Source organism: Paenibacillus cymbidii (genome assembly GCF_004764705.1).
Classification (GTDB): domain Bacteria; phylum Bacillota; class Bacilli; order Paenibacillales; family NBRC-103111; genus Paenibacillus_AN; species Paenibacillus_AN cymbidii.
On record NZ_SHLX01000015.1, the window covers coordinates 1 to 23,952 of the forward strand.

Sequence of the window (23,952 nt, forward strand, 5' to 3'; positions counted from 1 at the left end):
CGTTTGGCGTTTGAACTCCTCATCAAAATGTTGGCGGATATTTCCCATGACACACCTCGACCTTTCGTTTGTTTGTATTGTATCAGGTCGCTGTTACAGTGTGTCTACTTTCTAGTCTAAATTCAGTTCGATAGTTCTAAATGTAAAAATACATTAAAGATCTTCGAATATAACCGATTATTGGAACGAACCAGGAAATCAAGCGCACATTTGCAGTAAGGTTGTCCATTTCCGCTGTTTGAGACGAATCTAAGTGTAGTAATGCGTTTAAAGGTAATTGTGGTTGTGGTTGTGGTTGTGGTTGTGGTTGTGGTTGTGGTTGTGGTTGTGGTTGTGGTTCTGCTCCTGCTCCTGCTCCTGCTCCTGCTCCTGTTCCTGCTCCTGCTCCTGTTCCTGCTCCTGCTCCTGCTCCTGCTCCTGCTCCTGCTCCTGCTCCTGCTTCTGGTTCTGGTTCTGGTTCTGGTTCTGCTTCTAGTTTCTGCTTCTGGTTCTGGTTCTGCTTCTGCTTCTGCTTCTGCTTCTGCTGTTCTGCTGTTCTGCTTCTGCTGTTCTTCTGCTTCCGGTTTTGCTTCTGCTTCTGCTCCTGTCTCTTGCTCCTGTCTCTGCTCCTGTCTCTGCTCCTGTCTCTGCTTCTGTCTCCCCTTCTGGTTCCGCTTTCTGATTCTGCTTCCGGCAACAACGAAAAAGGCGGCCTCGCGGCCGCCTCGTTCAGCTTACAATCCGTTCGTGTCGATTACCATGATGAGGAACAGCAGCGTCAAGTAGTTGATCGAATACATGAACATCCGCTTCGCCCACAGGTCTTCGTCCTTCGCCCTGAAGCCGGCGACGCTCATGAACGTCCAGATCAGCCCCATGATCGCCGCGGCGAACAAATAAATTTCGCCTACGTAATCGTACATGTAAAGCAGCAGCGATGCCGGGACCAGCAGCACGACGTAACGCACCATGCTGATCTTCGTCGGGAACACGCCGTGTACGACCGGCAGCAGCGGATAGCCCGCGGCGCGATACTCTTCGCGGCGACGGATGCCAAGCGCCCAGAAGTGCGGCGGCTGCCACAGGAACATGATCGCAAACAGGATCCAGGCGCCGGCGTCGATCTCGTTCGTCACCGCGCAATAGCCAATCACCGGCGGAACCGCACCGGAGATGCCGCCGATGACGGTGCTCCACACCGACGTGCGCTTCAGCCAGGCGGTGTACACCCAGACGTAGACGAACAGGCCAAGCAAACCGAGCAGAGCGGCTAGCGAAGAAGCGGCCAAAAATTGCAGCATGGCCAGTCCGGCGACACCGAGCGTAATGCCGTAGACGAGCACCGTTCCCGGCTTGACGGCCCCGGTCGCGGTCGCGCGCTTCTTCGTGCGGCTCATCTTGATGTCCATGTCGCGGTCCAAATAGTTGTTGAGCACGCAGCCGGACGCCATCACGAGCACGGTGCCCAGCATCGTCCACAGCATCAACATGCCGTCGATGTCCCACTTCGAAGCGATCCAGAAGCCGCCGACCGCCGTAATCAAATTGGAAAACAAAATGCCCGGCTTGGCCAAGTGCACAAAATCGCGCCACGTTGCCGGTTTCACCGCCGCCTGTTCCTCCGGCGCGGACGCGGCGCCTGCGAACGATGTTCTATCGTCAAGGCTGACTTGATTGTCCATTGATGAATCCCTCCTTGCTTGCTACCCTAGACACGTTATTATGATAACAAGCCGACCCCGGTTTTACAACCGAGATCGGCCAGTTTTCATAATATTGTCGAACGTTGCGCGGAGGGCTCCGTCAGCCATTCCTTCGCGATCGTCCACGCCAGCGCGATCGTCCGCTGCAGCTGCCACGCGCTGCGGCCGAGCACGGAGACGACGGCTCCGTGCTTGTACGTCATGCTGGCGCCGACCGCCAGCTCCCCCGCCTCGCGCCAGGAGGCGACCTCGCCGGACTGCTCCTCCAGCCGCTCGCGCAGCCGCGCGGCAAAATCGGCTTGCAGCCGGTCGGCAAATACGTACATCGCTCCCTGATGGGTGTACGATGCCCATATTCCCGGCTTGCCGTACCCGCTCCCCGTTGGGGTTGCCGGCGCGATCCGCTGCCGCGAGCAATAAATCAGCTCGCCGCCGCAGAATACGTTCATCGCGGCGGCATAGGCCGCGTAGCAGAACATTTCGCCGCGCAGCACCCGGCCCGGCACAACGATGTCGGACAGCAGCAGCGCAGCGCCCGGACCAAGCGCAATGTCCGTTGCGGACGAGAAGCTGGCGTCCCGGTACAGACTGACCGGCTCCGGCCGGTACTCCAGCATAGCGCCGCGCCCCAGCGTCAGCTTCGTCCGCTGCGAGCTCGGCCGCTCGCGCGACGGATGCACCTTCGTGTACGACTGGTTGGTGACGAAAACAGCCGCCCCCTCATCCAGCGTCAGCTCGATCAAGTAGCGATCGTCCGCCAGCATGCCCGGCGAGCAGTCCATCATGCAGACGGCAAGCGAGCCGTCCGCCCGGGGGAACGATTTGGCCACCTTGAGCGGCGCCGCGTGCCGGCAGCGGGCGAGCCGGGTCGCGCCGCCGCCGGCACGGGCGAACACCGCTTCCAACTCGCCCGTATAAGCGCGCTCAAGCATGGTGAAGCTGCTGTTCCACCCACGCTTCCAGCAGGTCGACGCCTTCGCCGCTCATCAGATTGGAGAAGCAATAAGGCCGGTCGCCGCGCATGCGCTTCGTATCGGCGTCCATCACTTCAAGGCTCGCGCCGACATACGGCGCAAGGTCGATTTTGTTGATGATGAGCAAGTCGGAACGCATGATGCCGGGACCGCCCTTTCGCGGAATCTTCTCCCCCTGCGCCACATCGATGATATAGACGAAGCGGTCGACAAGCTCAGGGCTGAACGCCGCAGCCAAATTGTCGCCGCCGCTTTCGATGAAGATCATGTCGAGATGGCTGAAGCGCGCCTCCAGCTCTTCAATCGCCTCGAAGTTCATCGAGGCGTCCTCGCGGATCGCCGTATGCGGACAGCCGCCGGTCTCCACGCCGATGATGCGTTCCGGCGGCAGCGCCTCCGAGCGGGTCAGGATCAGCGCGTCTTCTTTCGTATAAATGTCGTTTGTGATAACGGCAATGCTGTACCGCCGGTTCAGCCGGCGGGCCAGCTTCTCGACGAGCGCCGTTTTGCCCGAGCCGACCGGGCCGCCGATGCCGATGCGCAGCGGCCGGCTGCGATCCGTCTGCGGCCGCTCCCAGTCGTCGTGGTGGTGATCGCTGCCCGTCCGATGGTACCGGCGCATCTCGCCGTCGAAGAACGGACGGAAAGAATGGCGAAGCCGATTTCTCTCAAGCCTCATGGCGCAACTCCCTTTCCGAAATGGATTGAACGGCTTGATCCAAATGTGTCATGACATGAACAAACGCGAATACAGCGTTTCATGGCGCATCATCGCCAATTCGTTGGCCGGCGCATGGCAGCTCCACTCGAGCGGATCGGCGGCAGCCGTGGCCCGCCACGCCCGCTCCGCCTCCGGCAGCAGCGCGGCGAGCAGCGACTGGCCCTCCGTCTGGCCGATCGGCATCAGCCGCAGCGCGCAGCCGATGCAGCCCGCCGTCGCGGCGTACAAATAGCCTTGCGCCGCCGTGTCGAGCGGAACGCCGAGCTGCCAAGCGATCCAGCCGTGCACGAGCGGGTGCGTGCCGAAACAAGCGCCTGCGCGCACCGCTTCGCCAAGCGGCTCCCAAGCCAGCCGCGGGTGCATCGACCTGCCGAGCCGCAGCAGACGGCGGCCCATCTTCAGCGCGCCGTCGCGCGACTCCGCCGATATCCGCTGCACATGCAGCATCCGGTCGACTAGCCACAACTTCTCCCATTCTCCTTCAGGAGCGTATACGTACACGGCTTTGACGGCCATCGCGTCCGCCGGCGCCCAGCCGAACGCCAGCATCGCCTCGATGTAAGCGCGCAGATCGGCCGGCGAACGAATGCCTCCCTCCTGCACGAGCGTCTCCAGACCGAACGAATGAGAGAAGCCGCCGACGGGCAGCGCCGAATCGAGAAATTGCGCGTAAGCGAGCCATCCGCCCGAATCCATCCTCCGCCCCCCGTCCGCCGCGAATCAGAACATATAGTACAGCTGCGCCATCGGCAGCGATTGCGCCGGCTCGCAAGCCAGCGCCTCGCCGTCGACCGTAACGACGTACGTTTCCGGGTCGACTTCGATCGCCGGCGTCGCGTCGTTGTGAATCATGCTCTTCTTTGTAATGTCGCGGCAGCCGCACACCGTTTCGATGCGCCGCTTCAGCCCGAGCTTCTTGTGCACGCCGCCGGCGTAAGCGGCTTGCGACAGAAACGTGACCGAGGTCGATGCGACCGCCCCGCCGTAGGCGGCGAACATCGGCCGCCCGAATACGGGCTGCGGCGTCGGAATCGACGCGTTCGGATCGCCCATCTGGGCGTAGGCGATCATGCCGCTCTTCAAAATCGTCTCCGGCTTGACGCCGAAATACATCGGCTGCCACAGCACAAGATCGGCCAGCTTGCCCGGCTCGATCGAACCGACGACATGCGCCACGCCGTGCGTAATGGCCGGATTGATCGTGTACTTGGCGATATAGCGCTTGATGCGGAAGTTGTCTCCCGCCGCACAGGCGGCGCCGGCGCCCGCCGGATCCGCCAGCTTGCCGCGCTGGCGCTTCATCTTGTCCGCGGTTTGCCACGTCCGCGTGATGACTTCGCCGATGCGCCCCATCGCCTGCGAATCCGAGCTCATCATGCTGAATACGCCGAGGTCGTGCAGAATGTCCTCCGCCGCAATCGTCTCCGGCCGGATGCGCGAATCGGCGAACGCCACGTCTTCGGGGATGCGGCTGTCGAGATGATGGCACACCATCAGCATGTCGAGATGCTCTTCGATCGTGTTCACCGTAAAAGGCCGGGTCGGATTCGTCGACGACGGCATGACGTTTAGCTCCGCCGCGGCGCGAATAATGTCCGGGGCATGGCCGCCGCCGGCGCCTTCCGTATGGTACGTATGAATCGTCCGGCCGCCGATCGCCGCCAGCGTGTCTTCGACGAAGCCGGCTTCGTTCAGCGTGTCGGTGTGAATCGCCACCTGCACGTCGTAGCGGTCCGCCACCTGCAGGCAGGCATCGATCGCCGCCGGCGTCGTCCCCCAGTCCTCGTGCAGCTTGAGTCCGATCGCCCCCGCTTCCACCTGCTCGGTCAACGGCTCCGGGAACGAGGCGTTGCCTTTGCCGGTGAAGCCGAGGTTCATCGGGAACGCATCGGCCGCTTCCAGCATGCGGTGCAGATGCCACGCGCCGGGCGTGCACGTCGTGGCGTTCGTGCCGGCCGCCGGCCCGGTGCCGCCGCCGATCATCGTCGTGACGCCGGAGGCGAGCGCCGTTTCGATCTGCTGCGGGCAAATGAAATGGATGTGCGTGTCAATGCCGCCCGCCGTTACGATCCGGCCTTCGCCGGCAATCACTTCCGTCGAGGCGCCCACGATCATGTCCGGATCGACGCCGTCCATAATGTCCGGGTTGCCCGCCTTGCCGACACGCACAATACGGCCGTCCCTGATGCCGATGTCCGCCTTGACGATGCCCCAATGGTCGATCACGACGGCGTTCGTTATGACCGTGTCGAGCACGCCTTCCTCCCGCGTAGCGCGGCTCGATTGCCCCATGCCGTCGCGAATCACTTTGCCGCCGCCGAACTTGCATTCGTCGCCGTACACCGTATAGTCGCGCTCGATCACCGCCCACAGCTCCGTATCCGCCAGACGAACGGCATCGCCCGCCGTCGGGCCGAAAGTCAGCGCATAAGCTTGCCGATCCATGCGGCTCATGGCCGGTTCGCCTCCTTCCCGCGCCATCGACTCCCGGCTTCTTCGGACATTCGTCCCGCTTCCGCGAGTCCGTTCGTCAGCCCGTTCAAGCCGTACGCCAGCTTGCGCCCGCCCAGCTCGACGAGAGTCACCGGCTTCTCTTCGCCCGGCTCGAAGCGCACAGCCGTTCCCGCGGGAATGTCGAGCCGCATGCCGAACGCCAACTCGCGCGGGAAGCGCAACGACAAGTTCACTTCAAAAAAATGAAAGTGCGAACCGACCTGCACCGGCCGGTCGCCGGTATTGCCTACCAGAATCTCCGCCGTCCGCCGGCCTTGATTCAATTCGATCGGCGCTCCGTCCGCGACGCGGATTTCGCCCGGCACGACGACGCCCGCTTCGCCGGCCGGCGCAATCGGGTCGTGTACGGTGACGAGCTTGGTCCCGTCCGGGAACGTCGCCTCCACCTGCACTTCGCGAATCATCTCCGGCACGCCGGACATCACCTGATCGGCCTTCAGCACCGTACGGCCGTATGCCATCAGCTCGGCAACCGACCTGCCGTCGCGCGCCCCCTCCATAATCTCCGACGAAAGAATCGCGACGCTTTCCGGCACATTCAGCTTGACGCCGCGCGCCAGCCGCCTTCTGGCCAGGTCGGCCGCCAGCGTAACGAGCAGCTTCTCCTTCTCCCGTTCCGTCCAATGCATGACCGGACCGCCTCCGTTCCAAATCCGCATATTCGCCTTGGCTTAGCAAAAGTATATTCGGTATTTGGCACGATGTAAACGGGTTGAAGTAACTTTCATGTAATTTAATATTCATTTTTATGTTATATTTATGTTATATTTATTGAAATTTCTACCCGATTTACGCAAAAACCATTCGGTTTTGGGCAAATTTTCATTTACCCCGCATTTACAGACCATTTTGGGACGAATAAAATATTTTTGTGTCACCTATATTGACATCCAAGTTGTTCCAAGATTATAGTGGCCTTGAAAGACACTTTGAAAACGGGAGTGGATAGGATGGGGAAAAAGAGAGCATCGGCCGTACTGTTCGTTGCAGTGAGTTTGGCATCCGTGATGGCGCTAGGAGCATGCGGCAAGAAGGCGGAGGAAACGGGAGCGTCGCCTGCCGCTTCGGCGGCAACGTCTTCTGCGGCCGGCGGCGATACGATTCCGGTCGGCATCTTGCATTCCTTGACCGGCACGATGTCCATCAGCGAAGTGACCGTCAGGGATTCCGAACTGCTTGCCATCGATGAAATCAATGCAGCTGGGGGCGTACTCGGCAAAAAAATCAAGCCGATCGTCGAGGACGGCGCGTCCGACTGGCCGACTTTCGCAGAGAAAGCGAAGAAGCTCCTGCAGAAGGACCAGGTCGCGACCGTATTCGGCGGCTGGACGTCGGCAAGCCGCAAGGCGATGCTGCCGGTATTCGAACAGAACAAAGGACTCCTCTGGTACCCGGTGCAATACGAAGGCGTCGAATCGTCGCCGAACATCTTCTATACGGGCGCCACAACCAACCAGCAAATCATTCCTTCGGTCACCTGGCTGCTCAAAGAGAAAGGGAAAAAGTTCTACCTCCTCGGCTCCGACTACGTATTTCCCAGAACGGCCAACAAGATCATCAAGGAACAGCTCAAAGCGGAGGGCGGTACGCTCGTCGCGGAAGAGTACACCCCGCTCGGCCATACCGACTACAACACGATCATCGCCAAAATCAAGCAAGCAAAGCCGGACGTCATTTACAACACGCTGAACGGCGATTCCAACGTGGCGTTCTTCAAGCAGCTGAAAGACGCCGGCATCGGGCCGAACGACATCACGACGATGTCCGTCAGCGTCGCCGAAGAAGAAGTGCGCAGCATCGGGCCCGCGATCATGGCCGGTCATTATGTCGCCTGGAACTATTACCAAACGACCGACATTCCGGAGAACAAAAAGTTCGTCGACGCCTTCAAAGCGAAGTACGGCAAGGACAAGGTAACGTCCGACCCGATGGAGGCGGGCTACAACGCCGTCTACCTGTGGGCCGAAGCGGTGAAGAAAGCCGGCTCGACCGACGTCGAGAAGGTGAAGGCCGCCGCCAAGGGCATCGAGCTCAGCCTGCCGGAAGGCAAGGTAAAGATCGACGGCGACAACCAGCACGTGTACAAAACGGCGCGCATCGGCCAAATCCAGGCCGACGGCATGATCAAGGAAGTGTGGAACTCCGGCCAGGCGCTGAAGCCGGACCCGTATCTGAAAACATACCCGTGGGGCGCCGAAGTGACGAAATAACCAATAAAGGTGACCAAATAACAGAAAGAGAGAAGATCGCAACAGACGGGCTGCCCGGTCGGGCAGTCCGCTGCTGCATCCTGCGGGAGGTATGGGAAAGGAGGAAGCCATGAGCACGCTTATCATGCAATTGTTCAACGGCATAAGCCTGAGCTCCATTCTGCTGCTCATCGCGCTCGGACTCGCCATCACATTCGGGCTGATGAACGTCATCAACATGGCGCACGGCGAATTCATTATGGTCGGCGCCTATATGGCTTATATGGCGCAGCGCTTTTTCCAGCAGGCCTTCCCGTCCGAATGGTTCGGCTTCTATTACGTTGCGGCGCTGGGCATCGCCTTTGCCGTCAGCTTCGCCATCGGCTGGCTGCTGGAAGTGACGCTGATTCGCCGGCTCTACGGCCGGCCGCTCGACAGCCTGCTGGCCACCTGGGGCGTCAGCCTGATTCTGCAGCAGCTGGCGCGCATTACGTTCGGCGCTCCGAACGTCGCCGTCACCGCGCCGTCGTGGCTGGACGGCGGCTGGTCCGTGGCGGACGGCGTCATTCTGCCGTACAAGCGGCTGTTCCTTCTCGGGCTCGTCATCGTCTGCGTCGTCGTCATCTACAGCTACCTGTACCGTTCGGCAGGCGGCCGCCGCATGCGCGCCGTCATGCAGAACCGCGACATGGCGTCGGCGCTCGGCATTTCGACGCGCCGGCTCGACGCGCAGGCGTTCGCCTTCGGCTCGGGCCTGGCCGGCATCGCCGGCTGCGCGCTGTCGCTGCTCGGCCCGATCGGGCCGAATGTCGGCACGTACTACATCGTCGACGCGTTTATGGTCGTCGTGCTCGGCGGTATCGGCAAAATCGCCGGTACGGTGTTCGGAGCGATCGGCATCGGCGTGTTCAATACGGCGTTCGAATATTCGACGACCGCCTCGCTCGGCAAGGTGCTCGTTTTTACGCTCATCATCGCGTTCCTGCAATGGCGGCCGGCCGGACTGGTGACACTCAAGTCGCGCTCGCTCGATTAAACCGGCCGCTTTCAACTTGATTTTACCGGAGGTGCTTCCCATGCTGTCAACGCTTGCCGCCAAGGCGCCGGTGCGCATCAAGCTGATCGCAAGCGGCGTCCTGCTGGCGCTGCTGCTTGCCGCTCCGGCGCTGCTGTCCGAATTCCGGCTGTCGCTGCTCGGCAAATATTTGGCGTTTGCGATCATCGCCGTCGGCCTCGATCTGATCTGGGGCTACACCGGCATTCTCAGCCTGGGCCACGGCGTTTATTTCGGCCTCGGCGCCTACTGCATGGCGATGTACCTGAAGCTGAAAGCGTCGCAAGGCCAGTTGCCCGACTTCATGTCGTGGAGCGGCGTCGAGAAGCTGCCGTGGTTTTGGCAGCCGTTTCATTATTTGCCCGTCGCGCTGCTGCTTGCCATCGCCATCCCCGCCCTGCTCGCCGGCCTGCTCGGCTACCTGACGTTCCGCAACCGGATCAAGGGCGCCTTCTTCTCCATCCTGTCGCAGGCGCTCGTCATTATCGCCGTGACGCTGTTCGTCGGCCAGCAAGGCTTCACCGGCGGCACGAACGGCTTGACCAACTTCGATACGTTTCTCGGCCTGACGCTCGCCTCCCCATCGACGAAGCTGCTGTTTTATTACGTGACGCTCGCTTTCGTGCTGCTCGTGCTGGCGTTCGGCGTCTGGATGACCGCCGGCCGCTTAGGCAACATTCTGAAGGCGATCCGCGACGGCGAAAACCGCGTCCGGTTTCTCGGCTACAACCCGGTAGCGTACAAAGTGTTCATTTATTGCGTCTCCGCCGGACTGGCGGGGCTGGCCGGCATCTTGTTCGTGCTGCAGGAGGGCATCATATCGCCGGCGCAGATGGGCATCGTGCCGTCGATCGAGATGGCCTTGTGGGTTGCCGTCGGCGGACGCGCCACGCTGTACGGCGCGGTGATCGGCGCCATCGTCGTCAACGCGGCGAAAACGTCGTTCAGCGAAGCATACCCGGACATCTGGCCGATCTTCCTCGGCTTGCTCTATATTGCCGTCGTGCTGTTCTTCCCGAGCGGCATCGTCGGCGCCGTCAAATCGGCTGCGGCACGTCTGTCGGCGAGGGGGTGGCTTGCACATGGACAACGCGGCGAAAGCGGCACCGCCAGGCACGCGGAAGGAACCGGCGGAGATCCTGTATACCCGAAGCCTGGAGGTTAGCTTCGACGGCTTCAAGGCGATTCGCGGCGTCGACTTTACGCTGGGCGCCGGCGAGCTGAGGTTCCTGATCGGACCGAACGGCGCCGGCAAAACGACGCTGCTCGACGTCATCTGCGGCAAAGTGAAGCCGTCCGCAGGCGAAGTCGTGTTCGCCGGCCGGCACGACCTGGCCCGCTACCAGGAGCACCAGATCGCCCGGCTCGGCATCGGCCGCAAATTCCAGGCGCCTTCCGTCTTCGCCAACCTGACGGTGCTCGATAATCTGCTGCTGTCGGCGAAGCAGGCGCGCGGGCTGTTCGCCGCCTTGCTGGCGGGGAAGAAGCCGTCGAACGCCGAGCGGCCGCTGGCGACGCTCGAGCTGATCGGGCTGGCGCATCAAGCGAACCGGCCGGCCGGCGCGCTCTCCCACGGCGAGAAGCAGTGGCTCGAAATCGGCATGCTGCTCGTGCAGGAGCCGGAGCTGCTGCTGCTTGACGAGCCGGCCGCCGGCATGACCGACAAGGAGACGGAAAAAACCGGCGAGCTGCTGCACAAAATCAGCTCCCGCCAATCCGTCATCGTCGTCGAGCACGACATGGAATTCGTCCGCCAATTCGCCAAAACGGTGACGGTTATGCACGAAGGCGCCATTCTCAAGCAAGGCACGATGGCCGACGTGCAGAACGACGCGCGCGTGGCGGAAGTGTACCTCGGAAGGCAGGTGGTCAAACATGCTTGATATCGCCGATCTCGAGGTCGGATACGGCGAAAGCAGCGTGCTGCGCGGCGTTTCGCTGAAGGTGAAGCCCGGGCAGATCGTCTGCCTGATGGGCCGCAACGGCGTCGGCAAAACGACGTTGATGAAAAGCGTCATCGGCTTGCTGACGGCCAGGCGAGGCACCGTCGCGTTCGGCGGTGAGGCGATCGGCAAGCAGCCGCCCGACAAACGGGCGCGCGCCGGCATCGGGTATGTGCCGCAAGGCCGGGACATTTTCTCCCAATTGACGGTGGAGGAAAATTTACGGCTCGGCCTGGAAGCGTCCCCGCGCAAAATGAAGCAGGTTCCGGAGCGGCTGTTTGCGATGTTCCCGGTGCTGCAGACGATGCTGAAGCGGCGGGGCGGCGATCTCAGCGGCGGCCAGCAGCAGCAGCTCGCGATCGCCCGGGCGCTCGCCGCCGAACCGAAGCTGCTGCTGCTCGACGAGCCGATGGAAGGCATCCAGCCTTCCGTCGTCGCCGAAATTGAGCACGTAATCGAATCGATCAAACGCGAGCGCACGATGTCGGTGCTGCTCGTGGAGCAAAGCCTCGCCTTTGCCACGACGATCGCCGACTATTATTATGTCATCGACAAGGGCGCCGTCGTGCTCGAGGGGCATTCGGCCGACCTCAGCGTGGAGGAAGTCAAACGCCATCTGCTCGTGTGAAATCCCGCTCCCCCAGCAAGCCAGCCCGTTCCCGGGCTGGCTTGTTTGTCGTCCGCGCGCTGCGGGCGCGCTCGAGTCGTTGTTCGATTGGTTGTAATCGTCTTTCGCCCAAAAAATAGGCTCATCCCCGCGTCACCATTCCGCTCCTACCCGGGTACACTGTACGGAAGCCGTTATAGTCGCCCATGCGCGAGGACGAAAACCGCTCCCGCAGGCGAAACGCACCCACGCAGCGCGTATTAAAGGAGGAGCTTACCGACATGCAGGACAATCAAGCAAGACCCGCTACCGCTTTCCCGAATTACGGGTATCCGTCGTATCCGGTCGGAAACGGTTTTCCCCGGCAAATGGGGACGATGACGTATCCGGCGGGAACGACGCCGCCCAACCCGTCCGGCTCGATGATTCCCGGATCGCCCACCACTTCGGCCAGCGGCACCGGCGTCAATGTGCCCGGCTTGCTGCCGAGCGAGCAGTCGTATGTGGAAAACATTTTGCGGCTGAATCTGGGCAAGGTCGGCACGTTCTACATGACTTACGAGAACAACTCGGAATGGAACGCCAAAATATTCAAAGGCCGCATCGAAGCGGCCGGCCGCGATCACATCGTGCTTTCCGATCCGGCTACCGGCAAACGGTTCCTGCTGCTGATGCTCAACCTCGACTACGTCACGTTCGACGAGCCGATCAATTATTACTACCCGCTGCAGCCGCAGCCGCGCTGACGGCGATTCGCACAAGTCCCTGACTTCGGTCCGGGGCTTTTTTTTGCCGTTACTAAGGTGAACATTTGCAAGTCGGCAGGTTGCCCGCGCACCCGCTTGCGCCGATAATGGGAAGCAAGAAGGTGATCCGATGACGCTTGCCGCGATGTTGCGCTCGAAACGGGCGGCCAAATGGCGCAGGCAGCGCCAGCTTCTGCTGATGACGCTGCCGCTTGCGGCCATGGTCGTCGTCTTCCAGTACGTCCCGCTGTGGGGCTGGCTGATGGCGTTCCAGCAATATTCCGTCGCCAAAGGAATGGCAGGCAGCCCGTTCGTCGGGCTGGACAAATTCGCGGCGCTGTTCGCCGACGACAAATTTTACCTGGTGCTGCGCAATACGCTTGTCATGAGCGCGCTTAACCTGACAACCGGCTTTTTCGGCGCGATTGCGCTTGCGCTGCTGATGAACGAAGTGCGCGTCGGCCTGTTCAAGCGTACGATTCAAACGATTACGTATATCCCCCATTTCGTGTCCTGGGTCGTTATCGCCAACATTGTGTCGATGTTCCTGTCGCCGGACGGCGGCACGCTGAACGAGATGCTGGCGAAGTTCGGCCTGGTCGACAAGCCGGTTTATTTTCTATCCCGGGAGCACTGGTTCTGGTTCATTCATACGGCGGCCAGCCTGTGGAAGGAGCTCGGCTGGAGCACGATCATCTATCTCGCCGTGCTCGCCGGCGTCAATCCGGAGCAGTACGAAGCCGCCGAAGTCGACGGCGCCGGGCGCTTCAGACGCATGTGGCACATCTCCGTGCCCAGTTTGCTGCCAACCGCCTTCATCCTGCTGACGCTGTCGCTCGGCTGGCTGATCCAGAGCGGCTACGAATCGCAGTTCCTGCTCGGCAATTCGATGGTCGTCGATTATTCGGAGGTGCTCGACCTGTATGCCCTGCGCTATTCGCTGCAAATCGGCGATTATTCGTACGGCGTGGCGATCAGCATGTTCAAATCGTGCGTCAGCATCGCGCTTGTGCTGAGCGTCAATTTTCTTGCCGGCCGGTTCGGACAAGGCCGCGTCATTTGAGCTTGAATCCGGGAGGTACCGTTCGTCGTGAGAGCCAAACCGACCTTGGGCGACATCGCCTTCGCCGGCGCCAACTACGCGCTGCTTGCTTGTCTGGGCGCACTGACGCTTTACCCGTTCCTCAACCTGCTTGCCCTGTCGCTGAACGAATCGCTCGATTCGCTCAAAGGCGACATTTACCTGGTGCCGCGCGCCTTTACGCTCGACAACTACCGCACGCTTTTCGCGAACGAGCAGCTTTACGGCGCCGCCCTGCGTTCCGTGCTGCGGACGGTGCTCGGCACGGCGCTCGGCATCCTCTGCACCGCGATGTTCGCTTATGCGCTCAGCCAGCGGGAATTCGTCCTGCGACGCAGCCTGAACGCGCTCATCGTGCTGACGCTGTATGTCAGCGGCGGCATCATCCCGGTTTATTTGCTGATCAAAAACTTGCATCTGGTCAACAGCTATTTCGTTTATTTGCTTCCTTTGCTGGTGAACGGCTTCTACATCATCCTGATGCGCAGCTCGTTCGAGCAGCTGCCGGCGGGACTTGTCGAGTCGGCCAAAATCGACGGCGCCGGCGATTTTCAAACGTTGTTCCGCATCGTGCTGCCCGTCAGCATGCCCGTCGTCGCCACGATTTCGCTGTTTGTCGCCGTCATGCACTGGAATTCCTGGTTCGACAATTACTTGTACAACAGCCGCAATGCCCGGCTGTCGCTGCTTCAATACGAGCTGATGAAAATATTGCTCGATTCCTCCAACCAGCAAAGCGCCGCCCAAACGCATATGGACGAGTCGACGGTCAAGGTCGTTTCGCCGCAGTCGATCCGCGCCACGATGACGATCATCGCCACCGTGCCGATTCTGCTCGTGTACCCGTTCCTGCAAAGCTATTTCATCAAAGGCATGACGCTCGGCGCAGTCAAAGAATGATGATACCGGTCCGCGGCCGTGTCATAAATCAGATTCGCCATTTTCGGCAAAGAAAGAGGGAGTCGCATGAAGCAGAAGCGATGGTTTGCGGGGGCGATGGCTCTGGCCGTAACGGCTGCGCTCGCCGCAGGCTGTTCCGGCGCGAAGGACGACAACAAGGGAACGGCGGGAAGCTCGCCGTCCGGCACGGCGCAAGGCACGGCCTCGGCGGCGAAGACGCCGGTCACTTATTCGATCGGCACCGATCAGAACAAACTGACCTGGGATACGCCGATTACGAAAAAAATAACGGAAAAAACCGGCGTGACGCTCAAGTATGACGTCATCGTCGGCGACATGTTCCAGAAGTGGGACATCTGGCAGGCGAGCGGCGACTATCCCGACATCATCCGGCTCGACGCGCTGCATATGCAGAAGTACATCGAAGCCGGCGCCGTCGTCCCGCTGGAGAAGCTGATCGATCAATACGGGCCGAACATCAAGGCCAAATTCGGTTCCTACTACGATTCGCTGAAGAACAAGGACGGCCATATCTACTCGCTCTATTCCGTCAATCTGGCGAAGGAAGCGCCGGCCAACCGGATGGCGCCGTTCATTGTGCAGCAGGCCGTGCTGGAGGACGCCGGTTACCCGCAAATCAAGACGCTGGCGCAGCTGAAGGACGTCATCAAGGCGTACGCCGCCAAAAATCCGAAAATCGACGGCAAAGACACGATCGGCTTCGCCGCCGGCATGGAATCGTTCATGGTCAACATCATGTTCAACAACCCGTCGATCAGCGCAAGCGGACTGCCGGATCACGGCAACTTTTATCTGGACGGTTCGCTCGTCAAGTGGAACCCGGTATCCGACCGGTCCAAGGAATACTACAAGTTCCTGAACAGCCTGGTCCGCGACAACTTGTTCGATATCGAAGCGTTTTCGATGAACGACGCCGCCTTCAAAACGAAGCTGGCGCAAGGCCGCGTGCTCGCCGCCTATGCGCCGAACTGGCTGTCGGACCAGCCGGACGCCACGCTGCGCGCCGACGGCAAGGAGAAACGAATGTACGCCCACTTGCCGATTCTGATGGACGACAAAACGGCCGACAAGTCGGTCGCCGTTACGCCGACCAGTCCCGGCACGCACCAGTGGGGCATTACGAAAAACGCCAAAAACCCGGAGCGCATCATCCAGTTCATCGACTTCCTGTTCTCCGACGAAGGACAGGTGCTGACGCAATGGGGCATTGAAGGCACGCACTACAAAGTAGTAAACGGCAAGCGGCAAGTGTTGGACGAATGGTTGGACCGCAAGGCGAAGGATCCCGACGCGCTGTACAAAGACGGCTTCAACAGCGAAGGAACGCCGACGATGTGGTTCGGCATCGGCGACGGCGCCAAGCTGGCGGACGGCGATTACGCGACGCCGATGACCAAGGAGCTTGTGCGCAAGCAGTACACGGAAAACACGAAAAACGTACTGGCCAAATACAAAGCGGAGACTTGGGCCGATCTGCTGCCGCCGGCCGTGCAGCTGAAAGGCTACGTATGGCAGCTGCAGCCGCCGGAAGATACGCGCGCGATCGGGGTCAAGCTGGAGGAAGTGTGGCGCAAGAGCCTGCCGAAAATCGTGCTGGCCAAAACGGACGACGAGTTCGCGAAAAACTGGGAGCAGTTCGTGGCCGACGCGAACGCAGCCGGCGCAGCGAAATACAACGACTCGTTCACGAAAATTTGGGCCGATTTCAACACCAAATAAAACGCGCGCCTGTGCTACAATGCTGTCATGGCAAGCGCCAGGGCTTCCCTCCCGGAAGCTCCGGCGTTTTTGTCGCTCGAAGCGAATCGTTGGGGGCGTAACCGGATGAGCGTCAAAATCAAGCTGTTTCTGGTCAATCTGTTCATCGTTACGGTGCTGCTGAGCGCGATTACGTATGTGCTCGTGACGCGCAGCACACGCATCATTCTGGCCCAGGTGAAGACGAATGCGGCGGTTACGTTGTCCCAGCTGTCGCAAAATCTGGACCGGAAGCTGGCGTCTTACGAGGAAATCGCTTACGCCCTCTATCTCAATGTCGGCCTTCAGGAAACGATGCTTGCCGAATACGGCGATTATCGCGAGGCGTACGATGCTTATTTCCGCGTTATCAAGCCGTACATTTCCGTCCTGCAAACGACCAAAAGCATCCAGCGCATCGCCTTCTATACGCCGAACCGCAGCTTTACGTTCTCCGGCATCGCCTTGATCGACGACAGTGTCCGCGCGCCCGGCGGCTGGTACGAGCAGTTGAAACGGTCGGCAACGGGCAGCTATTGGATGGACGCAGGGCGCGATCAATGGACAGGCGAGCAGCTGTTCAGCCTGAAGCAGAAGCTGAATTACGCCGACCCTGCCTCCGATCTGTCGGCGTCTCTGGACATTGACAAGCAAGTGCTTTACGACCTTGTCAATCAGGAAAGCAAAGGCAAACGCATCACCGTTTCGCTGCCGGACGGCGACATCCTGATCGACAGCGGCGCTCCGAACGGGGAGCCGGCACGCCTAGGCGACTATCCTTATTACGACCGGCTGATGGCCGATTCGGCGCAGCCGTCCGGCGAGTTTTCTTTACGGATCGGGGACGAATCGTATTTTGTGTTCCACAGCACGCTTGGTTCGCGCAATGTCGCGCGCGGCATCCGCATTGTGATGATGGTGCCGGTGAGCGATCTGCTGCCCGAAATCGAACGGACGCGCAATTGGGCGATCGTGCTGCTGGTCGCCGCTTGCCTGCTCAGCTCGGTGGCGATTTATGCGATCACGTTCGGGTTGATGCGCCGGCTCACCGAGCTGTCGCGCAAGATGCGAACGATTCGCAGCGACAACTTCCAGTCTTATGTGACGATCCGCGGCAATGATGAAATCAGCCATATGGGCATCACGTTCAACCGCATGGTCCAACAGCTCGACGAATTGTTCCATGAGGTGTACGAAAGCAAGCTGAAACGCCGCGAACTGGAGCTGCGGACGAAGGAGGCGGAGCTGTACGCGCTGCAGACGCAAATCAATCCGCATTTCCTGTTTAATGTGTTCAACACGGTGCAAGGCAATTTACTGGAGCGCGGAGATACCGCCAACGCCCGGTTCGTCAATTTGATCGCGCGATCGTTCCGGCTGATGCTGAAAAAACGCAAACCCGTCGTAACGCTTCGCGAAGAATGCGAGCTGACGCTCAACTATTTGCATATCCAGAAATATCGCTTCGGCGATCGGCTGCACATTGCGTTCGATATGCCGGAAACGCTTCTGGACACGCCGCTCCCCTCGATGTCCCTGCAGCCGCTGGTGGAGAACGTCATCAACCACGTGACGGAGATGCGCAAAGGTCCGACGCGGATCACCGCCAGCTTCGAGCGCGAAGGCGAGCGGGTGCGCATCCGCGTCTGCGACGACGGACCGGGCATCGCCCCGGAACGGCAGGCGGAAATCGCCTTGCTGCTGGCCGAGGAGCCGTTCGAAACGGGGGCGCAGCATTTCGGCTTGCAGAATGTGCATCGCCGGCTGCTGGCCATGTTCGGCCCGGAATGCGGCTTGTCGGTGACGAGCGGCCCGGGCGGAACAACAGTCGCCTTTGCCGTTCCTTCCGCCGGGCCGGCGGCGGATTTATCATCGGAGCAAGCGCCGAAAGGAGGAAGTGAGCTTGTATGACGTCCTGATCGTCGACGACGAGCCGGCGGCTATCAAATCGCTCGTCTATTCGCTGGACTGGGAGAAACACGGCTTCGAAATCGCCGCCGAGGCGTACGATGGCGAAATGGCGCTGCAGCTGCTGGACAGCCATTCGTTTTCGCTGATCATTACCGATATTCGCATGCCCGGCATGGACGGCCTGCGTTTCATCGCGAACGTGCGCAAAGCTTCCGACGTGCCGATCCTCATCGTCAGCGGATACGAGGATTTCGAATACGCCCGGCAAGGGATGAAGCTGAACGTAACCGATTATTTGCTCAAGCCTGTGGAGGCGCAGGAGCTTGGCGCCAAACTGGGGCAAATCAGGCTTGCCATCGAGGAGAAAGCGCTGCTGCACAGCCGGTTGTACCACGGCGTGCCGGTTGTGCGCGACCGGCTGCTGCGGCAGTGGGCGCACGGCTATACGGAGGATGCGCAGCTGCTGCGATCGTTCGATTTTGCCGTGTCGGAGGACGATCTGGCGAAGTACGCGGTGCTGCTGGCCGAAATCGAACGCCACGACGCGACGATTTCCTATTTGCCGGACAAAACGCTGAAGCTGAACCGGTTCGCCGCCCGCAATGTGATCGAAGAGCTGTGCGCAGGCATCGGGTATGTGTTCGAAGAGTCGGACCTGCGCTGCGGCGTTGTGCTGACCGGCGGGGAGCGGGAGATGACGGAAGCGGCGCTGCTCGACTTCGCCGGGAACATGCAAGATCGCGTCCGGCAATACGCCCGCGTGAACGTCACGATCGCCGTCGGAGGGGCGGTAGCGTCGTTTCGCGAATTGGTTTATTCTTATGTAAGCGCGGTTCGTGCGCTTGACGGATGCTCCGGCTCCCGCTGCGGCGCCGTTGTTGCCGGCGAAGGCTTCAGCTGGTCGAAGGAGCAGCGGGTGCAGAAGCTGATCGAGGAAGTGAAGCTGAAGGTGCAGGAGCAGTACGCGTCGAATATGAATTTGCGGCTGATGGCGGGCCAGGTGTTCCTCCATCCTTCCTATCTCGGGCAATTGTTCAAGCAGCACCTCGGCGCATCGTTCAACCAGTATTTGCTGCAGGTGCGGATGGAGCGGGCCAAAGAGCTTCTGCTGCACACCGACAAAAAGATTTACGAAATCGCCAAAGAAGTCGGGTATCGCGAGCTGGACTGGTTTTATCGCAAGTTCAAGGAATATACCGGCACCAGCGCAGGCGATTACCGGACGAAAGGCGCAACGCCCTGACGGGCGCCACGGGAAAACAGGAATCGAGGAGGATCGGGATGTATTTTGGAGCGTGTTATTATCCGGAGCATTGGCCGGAGGAGCGGTGGGCTTACGATCTGGACCTGATGCAGGCCGCATCGTTCAATGTGATCCGCTTGGCCGAATTCGCCTGGATCAAGATGGAGCGCGAAGAAGGCGTATTTACATTTGAATGGCTCGACCGGATCATCGGCATGGCGGCCGAACGCGGCATCCGCGTCATGCTGGGCACGCCGACTGCCGCCCCGCCCAAGTGGCTGATGGACAAACACCCGGACATTTACCAAAAAGACATTTACGGCCGTTCCCGCGGGTTCGGCACACGCCGGCATTATTGCGTCAACAACCGCACGTATCACCGGTACACCGAGGCGATCGTCACGCAGATGGCGGCGCGCTACGGCAACAACCCGCACGTGATGGGCTGGCAAATCGACAACGAATTCGGCATCATCGACACCGCCCGCTGCTATTGCGAAACGTGCCGCGCCGATTTTATCGACTGGCTCAAGGAGCGCTACGGCAGTCTGGATGCGGTCAACGAGGCGTGGGGCACGATTTTCTCCAGCCAGACGTATACCGCGTGGGAACAGCTGCATTTGCCGGTATACGGTGTACACCAGATGCACAATCCGGGCCTGGTGCTCGATTTCCGCCGTTTCTCGTCGGATGCGAACCGCAAGTACCAGAAGCAACAAATCGACATCATCCGCAAGCTGTGCCCGGGCCAACCGATTACGACGAATGAAATGGGCAAATTCAACCAGATCGACTATTACGACTTGTCGGCCGATCTCGACGTTTGTTCGCTCGACCTGTATCCGAACATGAAGAGCGACCCGCTCGGCCGGCCGAGCTATGCGGGGGCGGCGCTCGATTTGACCCGCGGCTTCAAGCGGCTGAACTTCTGGATCACCGAGCACCAGAGCGGCATTCCCGGCGCGCCGGTGCTGCACCCGACGCCGAAGCCGGGCGAGCTGCGGCGCTGGACGTACCAATCCGTGGCGCACGGCGCGGATGCGATCGTTTACTTCCGCTGGCGTACGGCCACCTTCGCGCTCGAGGAATATTGGCACGGCATCCTGCAGCATCACGGCTGTCCGAGCCGCAAGTACGAGGAGACGAAACAGGTCGGCGCCGAACTGGCGCGGCTGGCTCCCCTGCTTGCCGGCACGGCGCCGCGGGCGAAAGTGGCGATTCTGCGCTGCTTCGACAGCGAGTGGGTGTTCGAAATTCAGCCGCATGTGCAGGAGTATACGTATATTACGCATCTGGAGCGTTATTATCGTTACTTCTTCGACCGCAATATCCCGGTCGACCTCGTGTCTCCGGAAACCGACTTGTCCGGCTACGACCTTGTCATCGCGCCGAACCAGATCATGACGCAAGCGCATGCAGCGGACGCCATGTACGCCTATGTGCGCGGCGGCGGCAAGCTGGTGCTCGATTTCCGTGCCGGCGCGAAGGAATGGAACAACCGCATGGCGGAAGCGGTACTGCCGGGCGTGTTCGCCGAACTGCTCGGCATCGCAATCGACGACTACGGCGTCATTCCGGATTACGAGCCGCAAGGGCTGGCGTTTGCTCACGGCGTTGCGGCGTCGGGCGCAATCGGCGAAGCGTCGTACCAGGCGCTGACCTGGTACGACGTGATCGAGCTGAAAGGCGCCGAACCGCTGCTGACGTATACGGCCGACTATTATGCCGGAAGCGCCGCGGCTACGCGGCATGCTTATGGCGACGGCTTCGCCTATTACATCGGCACCGAGCCGGACGATGCCGCGCTCGCCTTGCTGCTTGCGGCGATCGGCCGCGATGCCGGCGTCCGGCCGCTGCTGGGCGGCGTGCCGGAAGGCGTCGAAGTCGCGGCGCGCTGGCGCGGTGACGAGCGGGTGCTGTTCGTCATCAATCACACGACGCAGAGCCGTGTCGTCGAGCTGGACGAGCCGTACCTGGACCGGCTCGCGGAGCGGACGCTGCACGGACGCGTCGAGCTTCCCGGCAACGGCGTGCTCGTGCTTACGAAGGCGTAGCCGCGGCGGCGGGAGCCATCGTTTCGCCAGTGGCGAAAATAGGCCATGAAAAATGGCCTATTTTCCCTATTTCAGCTGTATCATCCCAAATAGCCAGTGAAATCACTGGTTATTCGGGCCAAACCGCCTCAATTGGGGCAGAACGACGGAAATAGCCAGTGAAATCACTGGCTATTTCCTGGCTACAGCCCGTTTTTGACGAAATAGGCCAGAAAAGATGGCCTATTTCGTCATCCCCCTTTCAACTTCGGCGTGCTAACGGTTCCTATTGAGCTTATTCGGGCATTTCGAGCGATTTCCCGGCACTAACGGTTTCCCATGAACTTATTTGCCGATTTTTCTCCGCTTTTGGCGATTTTTCTGCCAATAGCGATGCTGGGAACCGTTCGCGTAGAAAACGGGCCGATATCGCCCCAATAAGCACTGGGGGAACCGTTAGCCGTCAAAACCATTCGAACCGCCGGCCCCGAGGGCGGCGGTTCGCTCGCATCAAGCTGCGCACTAATGCAGCTCAAGCATCGTATGAATGTGCAGCTTCGGCACGGTCACCGCAACGCCGCCGCCGTCGCCGGCGGGCACCACCGGCAGCGGCACCCCTTCGGGCAGCTGCACCGCACCGGCAACGCCCGCTTCCGCCGGAAAGCGCACAACGATGTCATAGATCGGATTGATGCATTCGATCGGATCGTAGAACGCTTCCTTGCGGCTGCCGGTATGGCCGTTCTGGAAGTTGATCAGGTGCAAATACCGCCGCCCGCCGTTCTCCATCATGTTCGCTTCCACGGTAGCCGGCGCCGCCAGCGAAAACGGCTTGCCCGTGTCCATCAAGTCCAGCGCGTTGTTGACGATGCGCCGCAGCCAGAAATGATTGTACTTCCAGTACGTCGCAAAGATCGGCGCCGCCACATACATCGCCTGCCCTTCGCCGTACCGGTTCGTCGTCACGGCGGGGAACTCGCTGATCCGGCCGGCCGGCGGAATCGGATGCCGGAACGCCCGCTGCGGCGCCGGCACGGTCAGCGGCCACTGGATGCGGCTGAGCGTTTCCGCCGTCGACGGCTTCACCTTCAGGAACGGGCCTTCGAGCAGCTGCGGAATGACCGCCGTTCCCTTCCACAACGCCTCGTGTTCGGTCAAGTACGCGAACGGGTACGGCGTCCGGTCGAGATACTCCACGCCGAGCACGTCCGCCAACACGAAGCCGGCTACCGGCTCGCGCCGCAGCGACGCTTCGCCGGCGGCAAGCAGCAGGCCTCCCCGCCGCACGAATTCGCGCAGCCGCTGCGCCGAAGCTTCGCTTAGCAGCACCGTCTCCGGCAGCACGACGATTTGGTAGGCCGCAAGATCGGGGAAATCGTCATTATAAAAGATGTCGAACTGGTGGTGGCCTTCGATCAGCATTTTGGCGGCGCCGAGCGTGGCGGCATCGGGCGGTTCATAGTACCAATTGCCCGGGTAGTGGGCGATCAGCGCCATATGCTTCACGCTGGTCGCCCCGATGCAGGCGGCTTCCCGCTCCTTCACGAAAGCAAACGCTTCGCCGATGACGTCGTAGACGCCGCTCTGCAGCTTGCCGTTCGGCAGCACCTGGTCGCCGATGTTAATGATGCCGCCGTTCGCCATAATCGCGGCGCACTCGTACTTGAGCTGCTCCGCCGTTTTGCAGCTCATCAGTCCCCAGCCTTCGGTGAAGCGAACAGTCATGATTTGCACCGGAACGGGAAGATTGCGCACGTACCGCGAGCGGAACGAATGACACAGGAACGTGCCGGACGCCGGCTGCGATTCCCACAGCCCGTAATCGCTCGTTTCATTGATCGCGTCAGGCTCCCCCATTTTCCACGCCCCGTTGCAGTTGACCAGCACTTCCGGCCGGATCGACTTGACCAGGTCGTACAGCTCCCGCATGCACCGCGCGGCGCTGTCGACGCCGAACTGCATCACGGTATCGCGTTCGGTTTCATACAGCTGCTTCGTCAGCTCGCGGCCGGTTTGTTCCTTGAACCTTTTTTTGCAATACGTGCAGAAGCAAGTGTGCCCCTTCAAATAAGGAATGTCGAACAAGTAGCCGTCCATCGCGTACTTTTCGGTAATTTCCTTGACCTGCGGAATGACCAGTTCCTCACGGTACGGGGAATTAATGCAAGGCAGCTCCCACACGGTGCCGTGGCCGCCCCGCTTTTCGCCGTTTTCGTCGATCTGGTACCAGTCCGGGTTGTGCTCGACCGCATAAGCGTCGGTGCCCAGCGAATAGTAAGCGATCACCTTGATGCCGTGCCGGTGCGCCTCCTCCAGCACCTCGCCGAAAAAGTCCTGCTTAAGCCCGCTGTGCCGGTGCCCGACGCTGTTGTCGTAGAAGGCGTTGCCGAAATGGCATTTGGTGAATACGCCGATCACGTTGACATGGGCGCGGACGAATTCGGCGACAAATTCGCGCGCGTCGAACCGGGTAATCGCATCCGCCGGAAATTCCGGCATGTGAAAATCGACGTGCACCTGGCGCAGATGTCGGGCAAACCAGCCGTCCTCCGGCTGCGTCGCCCGCTCCGTTGCATTCGTCCTCATGGTGACAAGG

At 60.6% G+C, this 23,952-nt stretch carries 20 protein-coding genes; 12 read left to right on the plus strand and 8 right to left on the minus strand.

All coding sequences use genetic code 11. The annotated features are described in order from the left end of the window. Window positions 1-136: 136 nt before the first annotated feature. The 7 genes from EXY20_RS39520 to EXY20_RS20295 all read right to left on the minus strand — a co-directional run bounded on the left by EXY20_RS39520 (window position 137) and on the right by EXY20_RS20295 (window position 6,550). The gene (locus EXY20_RS39520; RefSeq protein WP_207671308.1) at window positions 137-679 is read right to left on the minus strand and encodes a hypothetical protein; all 543 of its coding nucleotides are present in this window, start codon (window positions 677-679) and stop codon (window positions 137-139) included. A gap of 34 nt (window positions 680-713) precedes the next feature. Beyond that, a complete protein-coding gene (cyoE, locus tag EXY20_RS20270; protein ID WP_135553932.1) occupies window positions 714-1,661 on the minus strand; it encodes a heme o synthase in 948 nt (315 codons plus the stop codon). Window positions 1,662-1,747: 86 nt separating this feature from the next. Beyond that, complete coding sequence (locus EXY20_RS20275; RefSeq protein WP_135553933.1) at window positions 1,748-2,614, minus strand: urease accessory protein UreD; 867 nt, start codon at window positions 2,612-2,614, stop codon at window positions 1,748-1,750. After that, a complete protein-coding gene (ureG, locus tag EXY20_RS20280) occupies window positions 2,607-3,278 on the minus strand; it encodes an urease accessory protein UreG (protein ID WP_135554093.1) in 672 nt (223 codons plus the stop codon). Before ureG ends, EXY20_RS20275 begins: the two co-directional genes overlap by 8 nt. A gap of 105 nt (window positions 3,279-3,383) precedes the next feature. Next, window positions 3,384-4,073, minus strand: coding sequence for an urease accessory protein UreF (locus EXY20_RS20285; protein WP_135553934.1), 690 nt, complete (start codon window positions 4,071-4,073; stop codon window positions 3,384-3,386). A 24-nt stretch (window positions 4,074-4,097) separates the two neighbouring features. Further along, entirely contained in the window at window positions 4,098-5,831 is a 1,734-nt protein-coding gene (gene ureC / locus EXY20_RS20290) for an urease subunit alpha (protein ID WP_135553935.1), read from the minus strand. Beyond that, the gene (locus EXY20_RS20295) at window positions 5,828-6,550 is read right to left on the minus strand and encodes an urease subunit gamma (RefSeq protein ID WP_328592564.1); all 723 of its coding nucleotides are present in this window, start codon (window positions 6,548-6,550) and stop codon (window positions 5,828-5,830) included. Before EXY20_RS20295 ends, ureC begins: the two co-directional genes overlap by 4 nt. Before the next feature lie 291 nt (window positions 6,551-6,841). Between EXY20_RS20295 and urtA the strand changes: the two genes are divergently transcribed. The 12 genes from urtA to EXY20_RS20355 all read left to right on the plus strand — a co-directional run bounded on the left by urtA (window position 6,842) and on the right by EXY20_RS20355 (window position 21,377). Then, window positions 6,842-8,101, plus strand: coding sequence for an urea ABC transporter substrate-binding protein (gene urtA / locus EXY20_RS20300; protein WP_135553937.1), 1,260 nt, complete (start codon window positions 6,842-6,844; stop codon window positions 8,099-8,101). A 109-nt stretch (window positions 8,102-8,210) separates the two neighbouring features. Then, window positions 8,211-9,116 carry an urea ABC transporter permease subunit UrtB gene (gene urtB, locus EXY20_RS20305; protein ID WP_135553938.1) on the plus strand — a complete coding sequence of 302 codons (906 nt, stop codon included), beginning with the start codon at window positions 8,211-8,213 and terminating at the stop codon, window positions 9,114-9,116. A gap of 40 nt (window positions 9,117-9,156) precedes the next feature. Beyond that, on the plus strand, window positions 9,157-10,299 hold the full coding sequence (urtC, locus tag EXY20_RS20310; protein WP_135553939.1) for an urea ABC transporter permease subunit UrtC: 1,143 nt from the start codon (window positions 9,157-9,159) through the stop codon (window positions 10,297-10,299). Next, window positions 10,217-11,017 (plus strand): urea ABC transporter ATP-binding protein UrtD, encoded by an 801-nt coding sequence (gene urtD, locus EXY20_RS20315; protein WP_135553940.1) that lies wholly within the window; start codon window positions 10,217-10,219, stop codon window positions 11,015-11,017. Before urtC ends, urtD begins: the two co-directional genes overlap by 83 nt. Continuing rightward, window positions 11,010-11,705: an urea ABC transporter ATP-binding subunit UrtE gene (gene urtE / locus EXY20_RS20320; RefSeq protein WP_135553941.1), complete on the plus strand. Its 696-nt coding sequence runs from the start codon at window positions 11,010-11,012 to the stop codon at window positions 11,703-11,705. The genes urtD and urtE overlap by 8 nt, the downstream gene beginning before the upstream one ends. A 260-nt stretch (window positions 11,706-11,965) precedes the next feature. Further along, window positions 11,966-12,430, plus strand: coding sequence for a spore coat protein GerQ (gerQ, locus tag EXY20_RS20325; protein WP_235886114.1), 465 nt, complete (start codon window positions 11,966-11,968; stop codon window positions 12,428-12,430). Window positions 12,431-12,560: 130 nt separating this feature from the next. Then, window positions 12,561-13,493 (plus strand): ABC transporter permease, encoded by a 933-nt coding sequence (locus EXY20_RS20330; RefSeq protein WP_235886115.1) that lies wholly within the window; start codon window positions 12,561-12,563, stop codon window positions 13,491-13,493. 27 nt (window positions 13,494-13,520) lie between these two features. Then, window positions 13,521-14,411 carry a carbohydrate ABC transporter permease gene (locus EXY20_RS20335; protein WP_135553942.1) on the plus strand — a complete coding sequence of 297 codons (891 nt, stop codon included), beginning with the start codon at window positions 13,521-13,523 and terminating at the stop codon, window positions 14,409-14,411. A gap of 66 nt (window positions 14,412-14,477) precedes the next feature. Next, entirely contained in the window at window positions 14,478-16,151 is a 1,674-nt protein-coding gene (locus EXY20_RS20340; protein WP_135553943.1) for an extracellular solute-binding protein, read from the plus strand. A 105-nt stretch (window positions 16,152-16,256) separates the two neighbouring features. After that, window positions 16,257-18,080 (plus strand): cache domain-containing sensor histidine kinase, encoded by a 1,824-nt coding sequence (locus tag EXY20_RS20345; RefSeq protein ID WP_167859387.1) that lies wholly within the window; start codon window positions 16,257-16,259, stop codon window positions 18,078-18,080. Next, window positions 18,073-19,323: a response regulator gene (locus tag EXY20_RS20350; RefSeq protein ID WP_167859388.1), complete on the plus strand. Its 1,251-nt coding sequence runs from the start codon at window positions 18,073-18,075 to the stop codon at window positions 19,321-19,323. The genes EXY20_RS20345 and EXY20_RS20350 overlap by 8 nt, the downstream gene beginning before the upstream one ends. Before the next feature lie 38 nt (window positions 19,324-19,361). Next, window positions 19,362-21,377: a beta-galactosidase gene (locus EXY20_RS20355; protein WP_135553946.1), complete on the plus strand. Its 2,016-nt coding sequence runs from the start codon at window positions 19,362-19,364 to the stop codon at window positions 21,375-21,377. A gap of 501 nt (window positions 21,378-21,878) precedes the next feature. Here EXY20_RS20355 and EXY20_RS20360 read toward each other — a convergent pair. Further along, window positions 21,879-23,942, minus strand: a complete 2,064-nt coding sequence (locus EXY20_RS20360; RefSeq protein ID WP_135553947.1) for an alpha-L-fucosidase — start codon at window positions 23,940-23,942, stop codon at window positions 21,879-21,881. Between the last annotated feature and the right edge of the window lie 10 nt (window positions 23,943-23,952).

Excerpts from the sequence above, each read along its gene's own strand:
- cyoE (WP_135553932.1), bottom strand. The coding sequence starts at position 1,661 with ATGGACAATCAAGTCAGCCTTGACGATAGAACATCGTTCGCAGGCGCC.
- EXY20_RS20275 (WP_135553933.1), bottom strand. The coding sequence starts at position 2,614 with ATGCTTGAGCGCGCTTATACGGGCGAGTTGGAAGCGGTGTTCGCCCGT.
- ureG (WP_135554093.1), bottom strand. The coding sequence starts at position 3,278 with ATGCGCCGGTACCATCGGACGGGCAGCGATCACCACCACGACGACTGG.
- EXY20_RS20285 (WP_135553934.1), bottom strand. The coding sequence starts at position 4,073 with ATGGATTCGGGCGGATGGCTCGCTTACGCGCAATTTCTCGATTCGGCG.
- ureC (WP_135553935.1), bottom strand. The coding sequence starts at position 5,831 with ATGAGCCGCATGGATCGGCAAGCTTATGCGCTGACTTTCGGCCCGACG.
- EXY20_RS20295 (WP_328592564.1), bottom strand. The coding sequence starts at position 6,550 with ATGCGGATTTGGAACGGAGGCGGTCCGGTCATGCATTGGACGGAACGG.
- urtA (WP_135553937.1), top strand. The coding sequence starts at position 6,842 with ATGGGGAAAAAGAGAGCATCGGCCGTACTGTTCGTTGCAGTGAGTTTG.
- urtB (WP_135553938.1), top strand. The coding sequence starts at position 8,211 with ATGAGCACGCTTATCATGCAATTGTTCAACGGCATAAGCCTGAGCTCC.
- urtC (WP_135553939.1), top strand. The coding sequence starts at position 9,157 with ATGCTGTCAACGCTTGCCGCCAAGGCGCCGGTGCGCATCAAGCTGATC.
- urtD (WP_135553940.1), top strand. The coding sequence starts at position 10,217 with ATGGACAACGCGGCGAAAGCGGCACCGCCAGGCACGCGGAAGGAACCG.
- urtE (WP_135553941.1), top strand. The coding sequence starts at position 11,010 with ATGCTTGATATCGCCGATCTCGAGGTCGGATACGGCGAAAGCAGCGTG.
- gerQ (WP_235886114.1), top strand. The coding sequence starts at position 11,966 with ATGCAGGACAATCAAGCAAGACCCGCTACCGCTTTCCCGAATTACGGG.
- EXY20_RS20330 (WP_235886115.1), top strand. The coding sequence starts at position 12,561 with ATGACGCTTGCCGCGATGTTGCGCTCGAAACGGGCGGCCAAATGGCGC.
- EXY20_RS20340 (WP_135553943.1), top strand. The coding sequence starts at position 14,478 with ATGAAGCAGAAGCGATGGTTTGCGGGGGCGATGGCTCTGGCCGTAACG.
- EXY20_RS20345 (WP_167859387.1), top strand. The coding sequence starts at position 16,257 with ATGAGCGTCAAAATCAAGCTGTTTCTGGTCAATCTGTTCATCGTTACG.
- EXY20_RS20355 (WP_135553946.1), top strand. The coding sequence starts at position 19,362 with ATGTATTTTGGAGCGTGTTATTATCCGGAGCATTGGCCGGAGGAGCGG.
- EXY20_RS20360 (WP_135553947.1), bottom strand. The coding sequence starts at position 23,942 with ATGAGGACGAATGCAACGGAGCGGGCGACGCAGCCGGAGGACGGCTGG.